This is a genomic window from Bacillus sp. AMCV2 (assembly GCF_056033925.1).
In genome coordinates, this window is record NZ_JBVYIB010000002.1 from 3,912,096 (window position 1) to 3,926,943 (window position 14,848).

A 14,848-nucleotide genomic window follows, 5' to 3' on the forward strand; every position below is an offset into this window, starting at 1 on the left:
CTTTTGATTTGCTTTTATTATACAGGCTGGCGCCGGCTTTCATCCACCTGATTTCTAAGAAACTGAAAAACGCTCTGGGCGCGGACCTGCCCAGAGCTTACTTCTCCCAGGTCATATGCTGATAAATGCCTTTCATAATGGCGTACATTCCATATAGGATCAGGCCTAATGCCAATATAGACAGAATCAATTTGCCATGCGGCTGCTGCGCGAGTTCGGCGAGCGCGCCGTCAAAGCCTCTTGTGTCGTCGGGATCAGCGGTCATGGCTGTCTTGATGAGAAAATAGCCGATAGCCGAGAAAATAATGGCCCGGGCGATATTGCCTGCGCGTCCGGTGTTTTTTGTGATGCATATCATTTGTTTGTTCATTTTTGACGTATCAAATTCTTTCATAAAAGCAGCCCGAACACCTTTCATAAATTGAACAATCGCAAATACGATAAAACCCGCACCCGTAAGCCCTGTGAGCCATTGGCCGAACGGCTGCGCCAATACATAAGCGGACCACGTCTGTTCTGAAGTGCCGCCGTCCCCTTGGCCAAACACAAATCGCAAGGCATTCCAAGCGATGGATGTGTAAACGGCGGCACTGAAAAAGTTTCCTATTCTCCGTGACAGGCCTCGCCTGCTGTTTCCGTGCCCCTCCGTGTCCTTGATCGCGCTTAACACCATCCAGATCACATAGCCGATAAGGCCGATGCCTATTAAAAAAAGCAATAGTGACCCATACGGCATGCGTGATAGCGTTTGGAGAGCTCCGCTCGAATCTTTCGCGCGGCCTGCCCCGGCAGCCGTCATAAAGGCCAAAACCCCAAGCAGAATAAAAACACCGCCGAATGCAAAATAACCAAGCCTCCCAAATCGCTTGATCCAAGGCTTGGTTTCCTGTTTTATTTTTGACATGTACCGGTCTTTCACCGCCATGTGTCCAACCCTCTTTCACAGAAGTCTTTACTGTAACATTCCCGATTGGACAAAGTTGAAACAGCTTCTGCCTCAGCTATGGCCGGCTGAGATACGTTTTTGCTGATTAACTGATTGTGCAGGTGTCATCCAAGCAGCCGCTGCGGCAGCTGTGACTCCGCCTGCTAATTTACCAATGATCATGGCCGCCGCCATTTCTTTTTTCATTCCAGCCACAAAACCGAGATGGCTGCCGAGTACAAAGGCGCCGCTGACCGCAAACGCGACATTGATGACCTTTCCTCTCGGCGTCATATCTTTTAATGAAGCCAGCATTGGAATATGATGCGCCAAAGAGGTCACTAATCCTGCTGTTGCTGTCTCATCTAAATGAAGGTGTTTCCCCAGGGCCTGAAGCGGTTTTTTAAAGGTTTTTGTAATAAAAGCCGTCATCGGGAACGCCCCTGCCAGGGCAATGGCGATGGTCCCTGTCGTTTGTATCCCTGTCTCGACATTCTCCATTCCCGGAATCAGCACAATGCCGGTCATCGTTTCAACGGAGACAGCCGCAAGCCCGATAATCGCAACCACACTGACCGCTTTCCCGAAGAGATGAAACAACTGAATCATATTGTCGGTGTATCGCCATAACCCAAAAGCGATCATAGCAGATAACAGACTCGGGATCAGAAGATTTTTACCTATCATGCCGATGTCAAAGCCTGCGCATAATCCGCCGATTAAGCAACCGATCGGCACTGTGCACAACCCGATTAATATGCCTTTCGCAAAATACGGATGATCCTCTTTTTCGATGATGCCAAGAGCGACGGGAATCGTGAAGACGATTGCAGGTCCCATCATTGTTCCTAAAAACACCCATGAAAACAGCCCGGCCTGCGGATCTTTCGCCATTTCTCCAGCCAGCGCATATCCTCCCATATCAATCGCCAAAATGGTGTTCGCAAAGGAAGAAGGGTCCGCGCCAATCGCTGTGTAAAACGGAGCAACAATGGGAATCAGGATTGCTGCCAGCACGGGCGCCAGCGACACAATTCCGATCATGGACAGCGCCAGCGGCCCCATAGCTTTAAAGCCGTCCGCAAACCGCTCGCCTAGCCCCCATCTGTTTCCCAAACAATAATCCACTGCTCCCCATAGTAAAAAGGCAGCCAAAATGAATACAACCGCGTCATTCACCGTCATGGTTTTCTCCTTTTTCAAACGTATGATTGGTTTTATCATATCATCTGAAATCACCGAATAGAGTTGATCTTATTCAATATGAACTAAAAATTCTTTTATATCGGCTTTTTCAACGGCTGTTATGATGCGCCGCGCTTTTTCTTGCGAGACCGTTAATGTCAATTTTTCTATTATGTCTTCTTCAGACAGCTCATTTCCTGGCGCCCCTTTTGGGCAGTCCACACGCGCTTCGCAAATCCGGCCGTCTGATAAATAGGCCCGGACAATCGTGAAACGGCCTTTTGGAACGGCATGGGGAGCCGGCTGAGTAGCATTGTCATATACGCGCTGAATATGCCCTATTGTCGTTTGAATGCCGTTTGGGATCGGCTGGCTGTTGAAATGTTCAACGGTCAGCTCGTGTCCGTGCAAAGCAAGAGCAATCACATATTCAACGCTGAAACGGCCTTCCTCTCCAGTTTTTGGAGATCTTTCCGTCAATGCAGCATCTCCGCCTGGCGGAAAAATCACTTCAATACGTTCAGTATTGACAGCAGAAATGGCTTCTTCGGAGATAAGCTGTCGTACCGCATCTGCAGCATGGTGTGCCGCGGAACAAAATGGATAGATTTTAAACCATAGACCCGGCTGCACGATTCTCCAGGGTGCCCCCCAATCGTTTAGCAAAGTATGTTGGGCTTTTTCAACGTCACCGTACAGACTGAAGAAACCAGTTTCTCCATCAAATGCCGTGCGGGACCCGCCAAATTCTGATTGGGCCAGCTTAACGGCCAGCAAGCCAGCCTGAGCCGCCAGACCGGCGTGCAGCGGTTTCATTTCTGTTCCAAATTGCACCCTCATCCCAGCAGATTGCGTAGCCGCAAAACCAATTGCTTTTTCCAGCTCTTCCTGAGTCAGCTCCTCAGCATAACCTACGGCGCAGGCAGCAGCGATGGCACCAAGCGTTCCTGTATTATGCCAGCCCTTTTCATAGTGGCGGCTGCCAATTGATTCTCCCAGCCGTGCCATCACTTCAACACCAACAATATAAGCGCCAAGAAGCCGCTCGTCATGTCCGCGAGCGGCAGATGCAATAAGGGCCGGCACGATGACTGCACTGGGGTGTCCTCTTACATCGGAGTGGACATCATCAAAATCCAATGCATGGGCGATAAATCCATTGAGCATCGCGGATTGTAATGGCGCGGCCTTTTTGCCCTGTCCGATAATAGGAACAAGGGGCAGGCCTCCTTCATCCTCTATCAGACGGAGGAGCTTTTGAATTCCTTTATCTTCTCTTCCTGCGAATGAAGCGGCAGTAAAATCAAGTAATCCTTTTTTTGCTTCGTGAGTCGCGTCAACTGAATGCTCAGGTTGTGACGTTCTCACAGCCTCTGCAAGACCTGCTGTCAGCCCTTGTTTGCTCATTTGATGGTCTCCAATACAATAACCGCCAGCTCCGCAAAGTACTGAGAGGCAACCGTAAGGGCTTCTTCATCCAGTGTAAAGGCCGGATGATGCCACTCCTCCGTCCCGTTCGTTCCCATCCAGACAAAAAATCCCGGAATCTTCTCTTGATACAGAGCGAAGTCTTCTCCGCCCGGAGACTGCTCAGCGTGAACGGTTTGATAACCAAGCCGTGCCGCAGCTTCGGATGCCGCATTCAAAAATGTGCCGTCATTCTGAACGGAAGGCAAATAAGGAAACCACTTGAATTCTGCTTGTGCCCCATAGCCCGCTGCAATTCCTTCAGCCACTCGTCTCATATGCTCCGGAACACCCTGCCTCGCTTCTTTTTGAAAGGTTCGAACCGTCCCCTCCATTTTAGCTTGGTCTGGAATCACGTTCCACGAGGTGCCCGCCTGTACTCTTGTGATACTGACGACTGCGTTTTGCAGTGAGCTGATATTGCGGCTGACCACAGATTGCAGCCCGCTGATGATTTGTCCGGCTGCAGCGATTGGATCAATACTGTTATTCGGGATGCCGGCGTGTCCGCCTTTCCCTTTGATGACGATCTCAAACCGGTCAACACTTGCCATAAGCGGACCTTCCTTTACACCAATGGTTCCGACAGGCAGATCCGGCTTATTGTGCATGCCGAAAATCGCGGAAACGCCATCAAGTACGCCAGCTTCGATGACCTTTCTTGCTCCTGCGGCAATTTCTTCGGCCGGCTGAAAGATAAAGCGGACTGTACCTTTCAGCTCGGCCTTTCTTTGATTCAGCAAAATCGCTGTGCCAATAATAGAAGCAGTATGAAAATCGTGTCCACATGCATGCATTGTGCCATCAACCTTAGATGCAAATGGGAGATTCGTCTGTTCTTGGATCGGGAGCGCGTCAATATCCGCTCGTATTGCTATCACGGGGCCGTCTTCCCGTCCTTTGATTTCTGCAATCACGCCAGTCTCCAATTGAGGAACATCAAGTATTTCGATTTGCTCCTCCTCAAGCCAGCGGCGGATTTTTTTCGTCGTTTCAACCTCTTGAAATGACAGTTCAGGATGTTCATGAAGATCACGCCGCATATTGATTAAACGGGTATGAAACGCTTTGTCGGCCATTGTTCTTCTCCCCTTCTTATATAAGCTCTGCAGGCTCTCCCACCTGCTTGATAAATCGTTTCGTCCGTTCGTTTTTCGGATGGTCAAACAGTTCTTCTGGCGTTCCCTGCTCGATAATATGTCCGTCTGCCATAAAAATCACTTGATCAGCAACCTCTTTTGCAAACGCCATTTCGTGTGTAACAATGATCATCGTTGTTTGTTTTTCCGCAATGGACTTGATGACCTGAAGCACCCCTGTGACGAGCTCAGGGTCAAGCGCTGACGTTGGTTCATCCAGCAAAATCGCATGCGGATTGACTGCAAGCGCCCGGGCGATGCCGATTCGCTGCTGCTGGCCGCCGGACATTGTGATCGGATAGCTGTCAGCCTTATGCTCCAGACCGACTTGTTTCAGAATCTCCAATCCAATACGTTTCGCTTCGTCGCGTGGTTTATGTTGAGCCACGATTAAAGCTTCTGTAATGTTTTGCAGAGCCGTTTTATTTTTAAACAGATTGTAGTTTTGAAAGACCATGGCCGTTTGCTGGCGAAGCCGATGTGCTTCCTTGCGTGTAAACTTTTCCGCGTTCAGTTTGGCTTCTCCGATTTCAATAAGGCCTTGATCCGGACGCTCTAATAGATTTAAGCACCGGAGAAGCGTTGATTTTCCGGAACCGGACGGACCGATGATTGCCACCACTTCTCCGCGTTTCACTTCTAGATCGATTCCGTCGAGCACGACGAGATCTTTAAACGCTTTGCGAATATTTTTTACTGTTATCAACTGATTTCACCTCTAAGTCCGGTATGGCTTGCTCATGGCACGTTCAAACAAGTCCTGCAACATGCTGTAGATAATGGTAAGAACCCAATAGACGATCGCAACTGCCAAGTACGTCTCAAAATATTTGAGGTTTCCTGAAGCGTACATCTTCCCTTGGGCGAACATCTCCATGACCCCTAATGTAAAGGCCAGTGACGTTTCTTTCAGGAGCCCGATAAATGTATTACCCGTTGCCGGAATCGCATTTCGGATCGCTTGAGGCAAAATAATCCGTCTGTATGCCTGAAATTTTGTCATACCGACAGACAGGCACGCCTCCAGCTGCCCGTCATCAACAGAATTGAGGGCAGCCCGGAAGATTTCTGCCAAATATGCTGCATTTTTTAAGCTTAACCCGATGATAGCGGCTGTGAGAGCTGTCATTTTGCTCATCTCTGGAAATAGCTGCGGCAGCCCGTAATAGATTAAGAACAGCTGCACCAGTGTCGGCACGCCTCGGAAAAAGGATATATACAGCTTTGACAGCTGATGAAGCACTGGAATTTTGTTCTTTGTAATGAGTGCGAGAATAAGTCCTCCGATAATGGCAAAAATCATAGCCGCTATGGCCATAAACAACGTGATCGGAAGGGCCTGAATTAAAGTCGGGAACGCTGATATCATGAATTCCCAATCAATCGTGTTCATTCTGGTGATTCACCGCCGTTTCTTAATGCTTCTGTTCTACTGTGATATCTTCATTAAAGTATTTTTCAGAGAGTTTTTTCAGTGTTCCGTCTTTACGCAATTCATCTAGCGCCTTATTGACTTTTTTGCGGAGCTTGTCGTGCGCATCGTCCTTGGCAAATGGGAATGCAACCTGTTCGTAAACAATCGGATCTCCTGCAAGCTTTAATGGCAAACCGGTCTTCTTGATTTGCGCGATCAATACAGTTCGGCTGTTGACATAAGCGTCTACACGGCCGTACGCAACATCCTTCAACGTACCCTCTTGTGTTTCATACGTTTTGATATTGATTTTTTTATCAGGATCTTTGCTTTCAAGGTTTTTCGCGTGGTTTGAACCAAGAACGGCTGCGACTGTCTTGCCTTTTAAATCGTCTACTGATTTGATGTCAGTATTGTCTTTTTTGACGACAATCTGTGTTCCCGCATAAGCGTATGGTTTCGTAAAGTTATACGTTTCCTTACGTTCGTCTGTCACAGCTACCTGGTTGGAAATGGTGTCAAGCTTGCCTGTTTGAAGCTCTCCCATCAGCCCGCTGAATTCAAGCAGCTTCCAGTCCAGTTTCATGTCAATTTTCTTAGCGACCGCTTCCATCACTTCCACGTCAAAACCTGTCAGCTTTCCGTTTTCTTTATAAGCAAATGGGTAACTTTGTCCTGTCGCACCGACATGAAGCACATTGTCATCCTCTTTACTGCTGCTGTTTCCATTGCCGCAAGCTGAGAGCACCGCTAATAATGCAGCAACGACCAGCACAGTCCATTTTTTCATTTTCATTTGATTTTCCCGCCTCTTCTTTTTTTTTATAGATCGTGACGCAATTGTTTTTTCATATAGACTGTGATATGCCCTTTTCCAAGGTCTTGTTCACCTGAGCGGACATACCCTTTTCGTTCGTACATCTCAATCAGCCACGGATGCTTATCCGCTGTTCCGAGTGAGACAAACGGAACCTTTAACGTATCACGAAGGATTGTTTCCTCCAGCCATTGAAGCAGCTTTGTTCCGATTCCTTTTTTACCGGTGTCGGGGTCCACAGCAAACCACCAGATATGCGGAACGCCATACGGCCCCGGCTGTTTTCCCCAAGGCATTCTCAAGGTGATGGTCGCGATGATCCGCCCGTCTTCTTCCATGACGTAGCAAGCGTTTTTCCGAATATTTTGCAGCACCAAATCCAAATCCGCATGAGCGGCAGCAAAACGAATGCCGAGCTTTCGAATGGGTTCATAAGCCCGCAATGTCAGCGCGAGAAGCTGTTCGGCATCACGTTCAACTGCAAGGCGATATTGTGGCTTCATCTAGCGTTCCTCCTTACTTTGCATAGCGGTTTATCGGCTTTTCCAAACCGAAGTGCTCTCGTAATGTTGTGCCTTCATATTCTTTTCTGAACACGCCGCGCTCCTGTAAAATCGGAACCACTTGATCAACAAACACTTCAATTCCTTCTGGAAGAAGCGGAGGCATGATGTTAAACCCGTCACACGCTTTCTTATCCACCCATTCCTGCATCTTGTCGGCGAGCTGCTCCGGCGTGCCGACGAAGATATGGTGGCCTCTGGAGCCTGCAACGTATTTGTAAAGCTCTCGTATCGTCATATTGTCACGTTCAGCCATCTCCTGAACAAGCTTGAAGCGGCTCTTCACAGCATTTGAAGCTTCTGCGTCAAGCTTCGGCAGCGGCCCATCAAGCGGATATGCCGACAAATCAATTCCGCCTAAGTAATTTTGGAGAATTTGCAGACCGACAGATGGGATAATCAGATCTTGAAGCTCCTTGTATTTGGCTTGCGCCGCTTCTTCTGTATCGGCAATGATCGGGAAAATACCCGGCATGATTGCAATTTTTTCTGGATCACGTCCGAATTCCGCTGCCTGTTCTTTAATGGATTGATAAAATTCTTGAGCTGATTCCAGGTGGTTTTGTGCTGTGAAGATCACTTCTGCTGTTCTGGCAGCCAGCGCTTTACCGTCTCCTGATGATCCTGCCTGGATAATGACCGGTTGGCCCTGCGGCGTTCTTGAAACGTTCAGAGGTCCGCGAACCGAGAAATATTCTCCTTTATGGTTCAGCTCATGCATTTTTTCTTTGTCAAAGAATTCACCCGTTTCTTTATTACGGATAAAGGCGTCCTCTTCCCATGAATTCCAAAGCCCCTTTACAACTTCGACAAATTCCTCTGCCCGCTGATAGCGCAAATGGTGTTCAAGGTGCTTTTCACCGCTGAAATTCAGCGCTGTTGATTCAATAGATGAAGTGACGACGTTCCATCCGGCACGGCCGTTGGACAGATGATCCAATGACGCAAACTGTCTGGCAATATGGAATGGCTCGCTGTATGTAGTGGAGGCTGTTGCAGTCAGTCCAATTTTTGATGTGACCTGCGCCAAAGCAGAGAGCAGGGTGAATGGTTCAAACCTTGTTAATACATTTGGATGTGATTTGCTGTCAATTGATAAGCTATCTGCTAAAAACAGCATATCCAGCTTGCCTCGCTCCGCTGTTTTCGCAAGCTCTTTAAAATAATCCAAATTCATGCTCGCATCTGAAGGCGCGTCCGGGTGCCGCCAAGACGCAACATGATGGCCTGTACCTGCTAAAAATACCCCTAATTTGATTTGTTTCTTTTTGCTTGTCATGACGATACTCCTTTTATCATGTTTTTAGGCTGAATAATCCGAAAAATAAACTCCTATATTCCTAGTCGTTTAATATGAATAAATCAAAATGTACCTTTGTCTTGGACGTTTGTCAATGAGTTAAGATCAAATTTTTCTTTTTAAGCTGAAAAGAATCTCGCAGAATCATGGGGCGGCATTTGTGCAACCTGTATACTGGCAAAACCAGTCTGATGCTGAGACTCGTTTTGATCCAAAGTTTATATAAATGTAGCTTGTACCTTATCTGTACTTACGACCATACGCATTTTGCCGCCGCTTTTGCTCTTTGCTAATAAACGCGCGAGATCGCCGTCGTAGAACGGTCCATTTTCCCACTCATTCAGAAGCTGAGACATCACATAAAAAAATAAGCTGATCCCGGATTCATACCGAAATCAGCTAATTGAATCTTAATTAAGTTCTAGAATACTTTCTTCTGCTTTAGCAGAAAACACTTTAGGCTCAAGGCGGTCTAGGTCTTCATGAAATAAACTCACTTTTTGGATTTGCCGATTGTCATAGTGGTGGAAATAGTAGTTTCCAGTTTCGTTGCAGATCACGGAAGTATATTGCGTATAATGAATTTCGTCTTCTTCCGTTATCACTGCGCCCTTTGGTATTGTCATATTTGCCAAAATGTGAAAAGCGGCTGTTACACCTTTCGTTTCATCGGCCGCCGGCTCTAGGTGTTCTTTCAAATAAACAGCTCTGACAAACCGGGAAGGCGGTGTATAATCCCCCGGCAGGCCAACAGTTCCTAAGCCTTGGCCAAAAGCGGAAAGGGCTAACCCGCCCATCTCTTTGCTCTCTAATTGCTTCGGTCTGATTCCTGTATATTGCTGCAGATTGGTTACATGCCATATAAAGTCGGGGCTGTTCGTCATGACACCAGGTTGATTGTCATAGACTTTGAGGCCGTCTGCTCTCGGTTCTATCGTCAGGCTTCGTCCCGTCCGGTCTGACAATATCCAGTGAAGCGGTAAAACTGTATCCAATAGATCTAATTTTTTCTCTACAATCGTTAAAGATCGAATCTTTTCTTTTACGTCTTCCAAAGACTGACAGACTGACAGCACCCATGTCACAAACTCATGCGGGGCAATGTGAACGGTATCTTCCCGTATCGTTTTTTCGTACTCTGCATAGCCCGGAAAATAAAGCGCAGCACACGATAAACCGTTTTCATTAACGCCGTCTGCAAATAGAATATTACCAAGTTTTCTTCCCATACCGATAAATGCGTACTGTGTCTTATGAGCCTTTCCGTCAGCTTCACTCTTCCAGCTGTAACGCCGTGGATAGAGAATGACCTCCGTCCCCAGCTGAAATGCAAAATCCATTGTTCTCGCTAATACATGTTTACGGTCAGCAGTTTCCAATGTAAGACTTGTGCACATCTGATCAGTCCCCTTTTCAATTCAGATTAATATCATACATATTGTGAACGAATTGGTTTTATCAGCATAACGAAAGTCAAATCGGTTCGTCAAAGAATTGACATTACATCAAATAAAACGAAAAAATCCAGCCTTCTAAGAGGCTGGATTTCATTATTTCGACAAAACAAGCTCGTGAATCGCATGCGCAACACCATGTTCATTATTGGAGCGTGTTTGAAAGTTTGCGGCTTCCAATACTTCTGGGATGGCGTTTGCCATGGCAACCCCGCAGCCCGCCCATTCAATCATTGTCAGGTCGTTCCCGTTGTCGCCTATGCACATGACTTCCGCCTGTTCAATTCCAAGCAGCTGGGCCAGCTGGCGTACAGCATTTCCTTTGCTGGCTTCCGAGTGCAGAATTTCATAAAAGAAAGGCGCGCTTTTGACCATTGTATATTTTTCTCTTACGTCTTTCGGAATCGATGTAATGACGCGGCTTAAGTTCTCCGGTTTATCAATAAACATCACTTTTGGGATGAGGATATCTTTTGGCACCTCGTCAATCTTGCGGAAATGAAGCGGCACCTGTGTCACATAGGATTCGTATACAGTAAATTCGCTAATATCCCGGTTAGGCGTATACAAATTAGATGAGTCAAAGAAATGCATCGGCGTCTTCAGCTCTAAGCTCAGGTCATATAATGAAGCCAAATCATCATAGCCGAGAGACAGCTCCGAGACCACTTCATTTGTATGCGTATTTTGAACAAGCGCTCCATTATACGCAATAACATAGTCGCCTTCTTCAATTAAATTCAGTTCATCTAAATATCTCTGCACACCTCCGATCGGCCGGCCGGTGCAAAGCACAATTTTGACACCTTCCGCTTTTGCCGCGTGAAGGGCGTTGCGGACCTCCTCTGTTACTTCATGATGATCATTTAAAAGTGTTCCATCCATATCAATTGCAATTAGTTTGTACATCCTGCATCTCCTTCATGTCGTTTTCAGGCTATAGTCCCATCATATCGTTTTTTCTTTTTGATATTCAACCGGAAGAGATGGTTTTCTCCGGATTCTGTTTAGACGCCGCCCTTGTCTTCGGATACGTATGCGCGGTTTCCGCTTTCTTTCTGTCTTGACGCCGTTTTCTGCTTTTTTCTGTTTCATGAGCAGAAAGCCGGCAACTAAAAAAGGAATGCCGGTTATATTCAAGATGGCAAGCTTCACACCCGCCGCGATGAAAAAGAACCCCCATGAAGATGATGGATTCCGCCTGATCATGACGTAAGCCGCCATTTCCAGAACAATCAGGATGGCATGAAGCACTATGCCATAAATCAGCCATACAAGGGCAAAAAACAAAACATAATTCACGATTGCCCCTGAGTACATCATAGCGCGCATCATTTGTATAAACGATAAGGACTGCATGGAGCCGCTGATGACATTAGGGTTATAGATCGTATAGTCGCTAAATACATGTTTGACTTTGAGAAAAGCCCATAATATAAATATCCACTGAATGATGTGTAAAACAAGCCCCGCTGCCACCAGTCTTTCAGCTTTTTGATTTCTCATCTTTCTCCTCCCTGCCGGTCTTTGATTCGATTCTTGTCATCGTTTTTGTCTGGCCATTTTGCTTCCATATCAACGTCCCGTTTTCTCCTCTTTTCAGCGTGCTTTTGAGCGGATAATAGGGGCCAAGGTACTGAATCTCGATAGACCCGTCAATGCTTTGGGAAATCACCTTGTATGCCATAAAAGGCAGCTGTACCTCTCCTCTTCCTTCCATCACTTCCGTTTCCACAACCTCGTCTTCGGTAAATGTGACCGTTGCTGATTTCACGCCATCCGCTGACCCGGGGGCAAGCCCCTCATCCCACGTTCCGTAATAAAACGGCGTCTCTTCTTTTTGCTGCTGGCAGCCCGATACCATGATGCATACAGCAGTTAAAAGCAAAATGCCATATTTGTTTCTCAAGGGGATCACATCCTTTCCTCCTCTTTTTGGGCGAATGCCGTGCCGCTGTGCCAATGACTACATAAGTTATAAGGAATTCACCCACAAGGAGATTGATCATAATGAACCCTTATCAATATTACAGCCCTCAGCTGCCTCAGCAGGAACCTTACTATAGCCACTATGAGTACAATTCTTATCCGCAGCAGGATGTATACGATCCATACCAAATGGACAGACAGCCGGCATTAGAAAGAAGAATCGCAGCACTTGAACGGCAAAATGAACAGCAGTCGAGAGAATTAACCCGTCTAACAAACGAAGACCGCCGTCAAAACCGCGAAATTGCGCGGCTGGCCGAACAGGTCAATCAGCTAAGCCAGGCTGTTGAACGCCATACACGCCGCCTAAATCGGCTCAATCAGCGCCTCCGCACAGTAGAAAACAGGCTGAATATCCCATTTACTGCAGGAGAAGGCGGTTTCTGAGCAAACAAAGAAAAAAAAAGCGGAATACGATTCTCCCATTTCAGGGTGTCGTTTTCCGCCATTCTTATATTTTACAACGGAACATTTACATAAAAAGGGTTTGTACCCAGTATACAATCTCTACCGTTTTCATTCAAAGACAGAGGAGCTGAGGAAAATAATTGTAGTTCCTCTTTGACAGAATTTCTTTTCATTCAAGTTGCATGATAATACCGACTCACGTCAATCGATACATGGAGGGATCATTCATGCATAATACACAACACGGCTTGCAGCAGCTGAACCAATGCCGCCAAACTGCTCAGCAGCTCATTCAGCAAACACAGCAAAGCAGCCAGCAATATCGCCAAATGCTACATCAAGAGCAGCAAAACATCCAAATGCTGCAGCAGATTCTAAACCACGAACAACAAGCTGCACATACCATTCAGCAAGCGCTGCACGGGCATGACATGGCGATTCAAAAGTGCCAGCAGGTTGTCAACATGTGCAACCAAATGCAGCAAGAACTTACTGGACAATCCAGCGTCATGAATACGAATGTGTCTACACTTCCATTCGGCCAAAACACGCCATTTCAGCAGCAATCCTACCAGCAGTAACATATAAAAAAGCTCAACACAATGCGAGTGTTGAGCTTTTTTTCTTACTGTTCTTTGCGAATATGTATATCCTGAATAGACTGTTTCGGTGCATGAAATCTGCTCTCGGCTTCACTTCTTGCCTCGGCAAAAGCCCGCGCCTCCACATGATCTTTGTAGACATCCAGCTGAATCAAATACAGCGGGCGCACTTTAAATCCATGAATAATGGTCACCGCCCATAACGGGACCACAATAAAAACACCAGGCAGATCGGGCAAAACAAAACCAAACGCAAAAATGAAAAAATAAATAATTCCGTACATGATCCACTTTCTATTTCTAACCTTGATGCCAATAAATAAAAAGGCAAAAAAACTGGTAATGGCAAAAGGCATGAAAATAAACAGCATCCACCAGCTATGCAGCCATTCCCAAGCGGCACCTCTTTTTGTAATTCCCATATTTTTCTCCTCCTATTTACCTATAATAATCGATTAGGCATACCGCGTCACCCATAAACGGGAAAAACTTTCTCCCTTAAAAATAGTGATAGACGGAGAACAGGTTTCTTGCTATATTATTAATTGATAATGATAATCATTACTAATCTATTGAGATACATAGTGGGAGGGTTCTTGATGAAAAAGAACATATTGCTCGTGGGCATGCTTGTGCTGCTTCTCATGTTTGTCAGCGCTTGCAGCGGCACGGCTTCTAAAGGGAGCTCAAGCGATTCTGCTTCCGAAAAAACAGAAATGAGAACATACAAATCACCAAAAGGGAACGTCAACATTCCTGCACATCCGAAACGCATCGTCACTGATTTTTATGCCGGTGAATTGCTGTCTGTCGGGGCCAATGTGGTCGGCTCAGGCTCATGGTCATTTGATAATCCGTTTTTAAAATCAAAGCTGAAAAATGTGAAGGATGTCGGTGATCCAATCAGCGTTGAAAAAGTGATGGAGCTTCAGCCTGACTTAATTGTTGTCATGAATGAAGAGAATGTTGATAAATTAAAGAAAATCGCTCCGACTGTTGTCATACCTTATAACACAGCGAAAAACGTAGAGGACACAGTCAGCATGTTCGGAGATATCGCCGGAGCGAAAGACAAAGCAAAATCATTTATGGCTGACTTTAACAAAAAAGCGGAAACAGCTAAAAAGAAAATTGCCGGCGTCATCGACAAAGATGCGACCTTCGGCATTTATGAAAACACAGACAAGGGCGAATTCTGGGTGTTCAATGACAATGGCGGACGCGGCGGCCAAGCTGTATACAATGCACTTGGGTTAAAAGCGCCTGAAAAAATTGAGCAAGATGTCATCAAAAAAGGAGAGATGAAACAGCTCTCTCAAGAGGTTATTCCTGAGTATGCCGCAGATTATATGTTCATTACGGATTACAACCCGAAAGGCGAAAGCAAAACACTCGACAAGCTAGAGAATTCCTCTATTTGGAAGAACCTTGACGCTGTTAAACATAATCGCGTGTTTATCAATGACTTTGACACGTTCTACCCGTATGATCCGATTTCTGTCAGCAAACAGGTGGATATCATCACCGACATGCTGATCAAACGGGCCGAAGAAAATAAAAAATAAAAAAACGGCACAGTCATCAC

General features: G+C 46.3%; 17 protein-coding genes. 3 read left to right on the plus strand and 14 right to left on the minus strand.

The features are described from left to right. Positions 1-97: 97 nt before the first annotated feature. The 13 genes from AC0OMA_RS20110 to AC0OMA_RS20170 all read right to left on the minus strand — a co-directional run bounded on the left by AC0OMA_RS20110 (position 98) and on the right by AC0OMA_RS20170 (position 12,128). Positions 98-925 carry a DUF1206 domain-containing protein gene (locus tag AC0OMA_RS20110; protein ID WP_015385093.1) on the minus strand — a complete coding sequence of 276 codons (828 nt, stop codon included), beginning with the start codon at positions 923-925 and terminating at the stop codon, positions 98-100. Positions 926-997: 72 nt separating this feature from the next. After that, positions 998-2,110, minus strand: coding sequence for an ethanolamine utilization protein EutH (gene eutH / locus AC0OMA_RS20115; RefSeq protein ID WP_063335855.1), 1,113 nt, complete (start codon positions 2,108-2,110; stop codon positions 998-1,000). 69 nt (positions 2,111-2,179) lie between these two features. Continuing rightward, positions 2,180-3,517 carry an MmgE/PrpD family protein gene (locus AC0OMA_RS20120; protein WP_474222379.1) on the minus strand — a complete coding sequence of 446 codons (1,338 nt, stop codon included), beginning with the start codon at positions 3,515-3,517 and terminating at the stop codon, positions 2,180-2,182. Continuing rightward, on the minus strand, positions 3,514-4,656 hold the full coding sequence (sndB, locus tag AC0OMA_RS20125) for an N-acetyl-sulfur-metabolite deacetylase SndB (RefSeq protein ID WP_474222380.1): 1,143 nt from the start codon (positions 4,654-4,656) through the stop codon (positions 3,514-3,516). Before sndB ends, AC0OMA_RS20120 begins: the two co-directional genes overlap by 4 nt. A 16-nt stretch (positions 4,657-4,672) precedes the next feature. Then, the gene (locus AC0OMA_RS20130) at positions 4,673-5,422 is read right to left on the minus strand and encodes an amino acid ABC transporter ATP-binding protein (RefSeq protein WP_015385097.1); all 750 of its coding nucleotides are present in this window, start codon (positions 5,420-5,422) and stop codon (positions 4,673-4,675) included. A gap of 12 nt (positions 5,423-5,434) precedes the next feature. After that, the gene (locus AC0OMA_RS20135; RefSeq protein ID WP_015715006.1) at positions 5,435-6,109 is read right to left on the minus strand and encodes an amino acid ABC transporter permease; all 675 of its coding nucleotides are present in this window, start codon (positions 6,107-6,109) and stop codon (positions 5,435-5,437) included. Between the two features lie 22 nt (positions 6,110-6,131). Next, entirely contained in the window at positions 6,132-6,926 is a 795-nt protein-coding gene (locus tag AC0OMA_RS20140; protein WP_003227109.1) for an amino acid ABC transporter substrate-binding protein, read from the minus strand. A 26-nt stretch (positions 6,927-6,952) separates the two neighbouring features. Next, complete coding sequence (snaB, locus tag AC0OMA_RS20145) at positions 6,953-7,450, minus strand: sulfur-containing aminoacid acetyltransferase SnaB (RefSeq protein ID WP_014478464.1); 498 nt, start codon at positions 7,448-7,450, stop codon at positions 6,953-6,955. 13 nt (positions 7,451-7,463) lie between these two features. Further along, positions 7,464-8,789 carry an LLM class flavin-dependent oxidoreductase gene (locus AC0OMA_RS20150; RefSeq protein WP_474222381.1) on the minus strand — a complete coding sequence of 442 codons (1,326 nt, stop codon included), beginning with the start codon at positions 8,787-8,789 and terminating at the stop codon, positions 7,464-7,466. 431 nt (positions 8,790-9,220) lie between these two features. Next, positions 9,221-10,207 (minus strand): penicillin V amidase, encoded by a 987-nt coding sequence (gene yxeI, locus AC0OMA_RS20155; protein WP_474222382.1) that lies wholly within the window; start codon positions 10,205-10,207, stop codon positions 9,221-9,223. Between the two features lie 153 nt (positions 10,208-10,360). Then, complete coding sequence (gene yidA, locus AC0OMA_RS20160) at positions 10,361-11,173, minus strand: sugar-phosphatase (protein WP_015385102.1); 813 nt, start codon at positions 11,171-11,173, stop codon at positions 10,361-10,363. Between the two features lie 39 nt (positions 11,174-11,212). Then, positions 11,213-11,770 carry a hypothetical protein gene (locus tag AC0OMA_RS20165; RefSeq protein WP_015385103.1) on the minus strand — a complete coding sequence of 186 codons (558 nt, stop codon included), beginning with the start codon at positions 11,768-11,770 and terminating at the stop codon, positions 11,213-11,215. Continuing rightward, the gene (locus AC0OMA_RS20170) at positions 11,751-12,128 is read right to left on the minus strand and encodes a DUF3255 family protein (RefSeq protein WP_474222453.1); all 378 of its coding nucleotides are present in this window, start codon (positions 12,126-12,128) and stop codon (positions 11,751-11,753) included. Before AC0OMA_RS20170 ends, AC0OMA_RS20165 begins: the two co-directional genes overlap by 20 nt. 146 nt (positions 12,129-12,274) lie before the next feature. Between AC0OMA_RS20170 and cotNE the strand changes: the two genes are divergently transcribed. Continuing rightward, positions 12,275-12,640: an inner spore coat protein CotNE gene (gene cotNE / locus AC0OMA_RS20175; RefSeq protein WP_015385105.1), complete on the plus strand. Its 366-nt coding sequence runs from the start codon at positions 12,275-12,277 to the stop codon at positions 12,638-12,640. A gap of 248 nt (positions 12,641-12,888) precedes the next feature. Then, on the plus strand, positions 12,889-13,242 hold the full coding sequence (locus tag AC0OMA_RS20180) for a hypothetical protein (protein ID WP_003236356.1): 354 nt from the start codon (positions 12,889-12,891) through the stop codon (positions 13,240-13,242). A 44-nt stretch (positions 13,243-13,286) separates the two neighbouring features. Here AC0OMA_RS20180 and AC0OMA_RS20185 read toward each other — a convergent pair whose 3' ends face one another. Then, on the minus strand, positions 13,287-13,685 hold the full coding sequence (locus AC0OMA_RS20185) for a hypothetical protein (protein ID WP_003243293.1): 399 nt from the start codon (positions 13,683-13,685) through the stop codon (positions 13,287-13,289). A 177-nt stretch (positions 13,686-13,862) separates the two neighbouring features. On the opposite strand from AC0OMA_RS20185, the gene AC0OMA_RS20190 reads away from it, so the two are divergent. Further along, positions 13,863-14,828 (plus strand): iron-hydroxamate ABC transporter substrate-binding protein, encoded by a 966-nt coding sequence (locus AC0OMA_RS20190; RefSeq protein WP_015385106.1) that lies wholly within the window; start codon positions 13,863-13,865, stop codon positions 14,826-14,828. Positions 14,829-14,848 lie beyond the last annotated feature (20 nt).

What these genes read in the sequence shown, in the direction of transcription:
- AC0OMA_RS20110 (WP_015385093.1), bottom strand. Translation starts at nt 925, where the DNA reads ATGGCGGTGAAAGACCGGTACATGTCAAAAATAAAACAGGAAACCAAG.
- eutH (WP_063335855.1), bottom strand. Translation starts at nt 2,110, where the DNA reads ATGACGGTGAATGACGCGGTTGTATTCATTTTGGCTGCCTTTTTACTA.
- AC0OMA_RS20120 (WP_474222379.1), bottom strand. Translation starts at nt 3,517, where the DNA reads ATGAGCAAACAAGGGCTGACAGCAGGTCTTGCAGAGGCTGTGAGAACG.
- sndB (WP_474222380.1), bottom strand. Translation starts at nt 4,656, where the DNA reads ATGGCCGACAAAGCGTTTCATACCCGTTTAATCAATATGCGGCGTGAT.
- AC0OMA_RS20135 (WP_015715006.1), bottom strand. Translation starts at nt 6,109, where the DNA reads ATGAACACGATTGATTGGGAATTCATGATATCAGCGTTCCCGACTTTA.
- AC0OMA_RS20140 (WP_003227109.1), bottom strand. Translation starts at nt 6,926, where the DNA reads ATGAAAATGAAAAAATGGACTGTGCTGGTCGTTGCTGCATTATTAGCG.
- snaB (WP_014478464.1), bottom strand. Translation starts at nt 7,450, where the DNA reads ATGAAGCCACAATATCGCCTTGCAGTTGAACGTGATGCCGAACAGCTT.
- AC0OMA_RS20150 (WP_474222381.1), bottom strand. Translation starts at nt 8,789, where the DNA reads ATGACAAGCAAAAAGAAACAAATCAAATTAGGGGTATTTTTAGCAGGT.
- yxeI (WP_474222382.1), bottom strand. Translation starts at nt 10,207, where the DNA reads ATGTGCACAAGTCTTACATTGGAAACTGCTGACCGTAAACATGTATTA.
- yidA (WP_015385102.1), bottom strand. Translation starts at nt 11,173, where the DNA reads ATGTACAAACTAATTGCAATTGATATGGATGGAACACTTTTAAATGAT.
- AC0OMA_RS20165 (WP_015385103.1), bottom strand. Translation starts at nt 11,770, where the DNA reads ATGAGAAATCAAAAAGCTGAAAGACTGGTGGCAGCGGGGCTTGTTTTA.
- AC0OMA_RS20170 (WP_474222453.1), bottom strand. Translation starts at nt 12,128, where the DNA reads ATGGTATCGGGCTGCCAGCAGCAAAAAGAAGAGACGCCGTTTTATTAC.
- cotNE (WP_015385105.1), top strand. Translation starts at nt 12,275, where the DNA reads ATGAACCCTTATCAATATTACAGCCCTCAGCTGCCTCAGCAGGAACCT.
- AC0OMA_RS20180 (WP_003236356.1), top strand. Translation starts at nt 12,889, where the DNA reads ATGCATAATACACAACACGGCTTGCAGCAGCTGAACCAATGCCGCCAA.
- AC0OMA_RS20185 (WP_003243293.1), bottom strand. Translation starts at nt 13,685, where the DNA reads ATGGGAATTACAAAAAGAGGTGCCGCTTGGGAATGGCTGCATAGCTGG.
- AC0OMA_RS20190 (WP_015385106.1), top strand. Translation starts at nt 13,863, where the DNA reads ATGAAAAAGAACATATTGCTCGTGGGCATGCTTGTGCTGCTTCTCATG.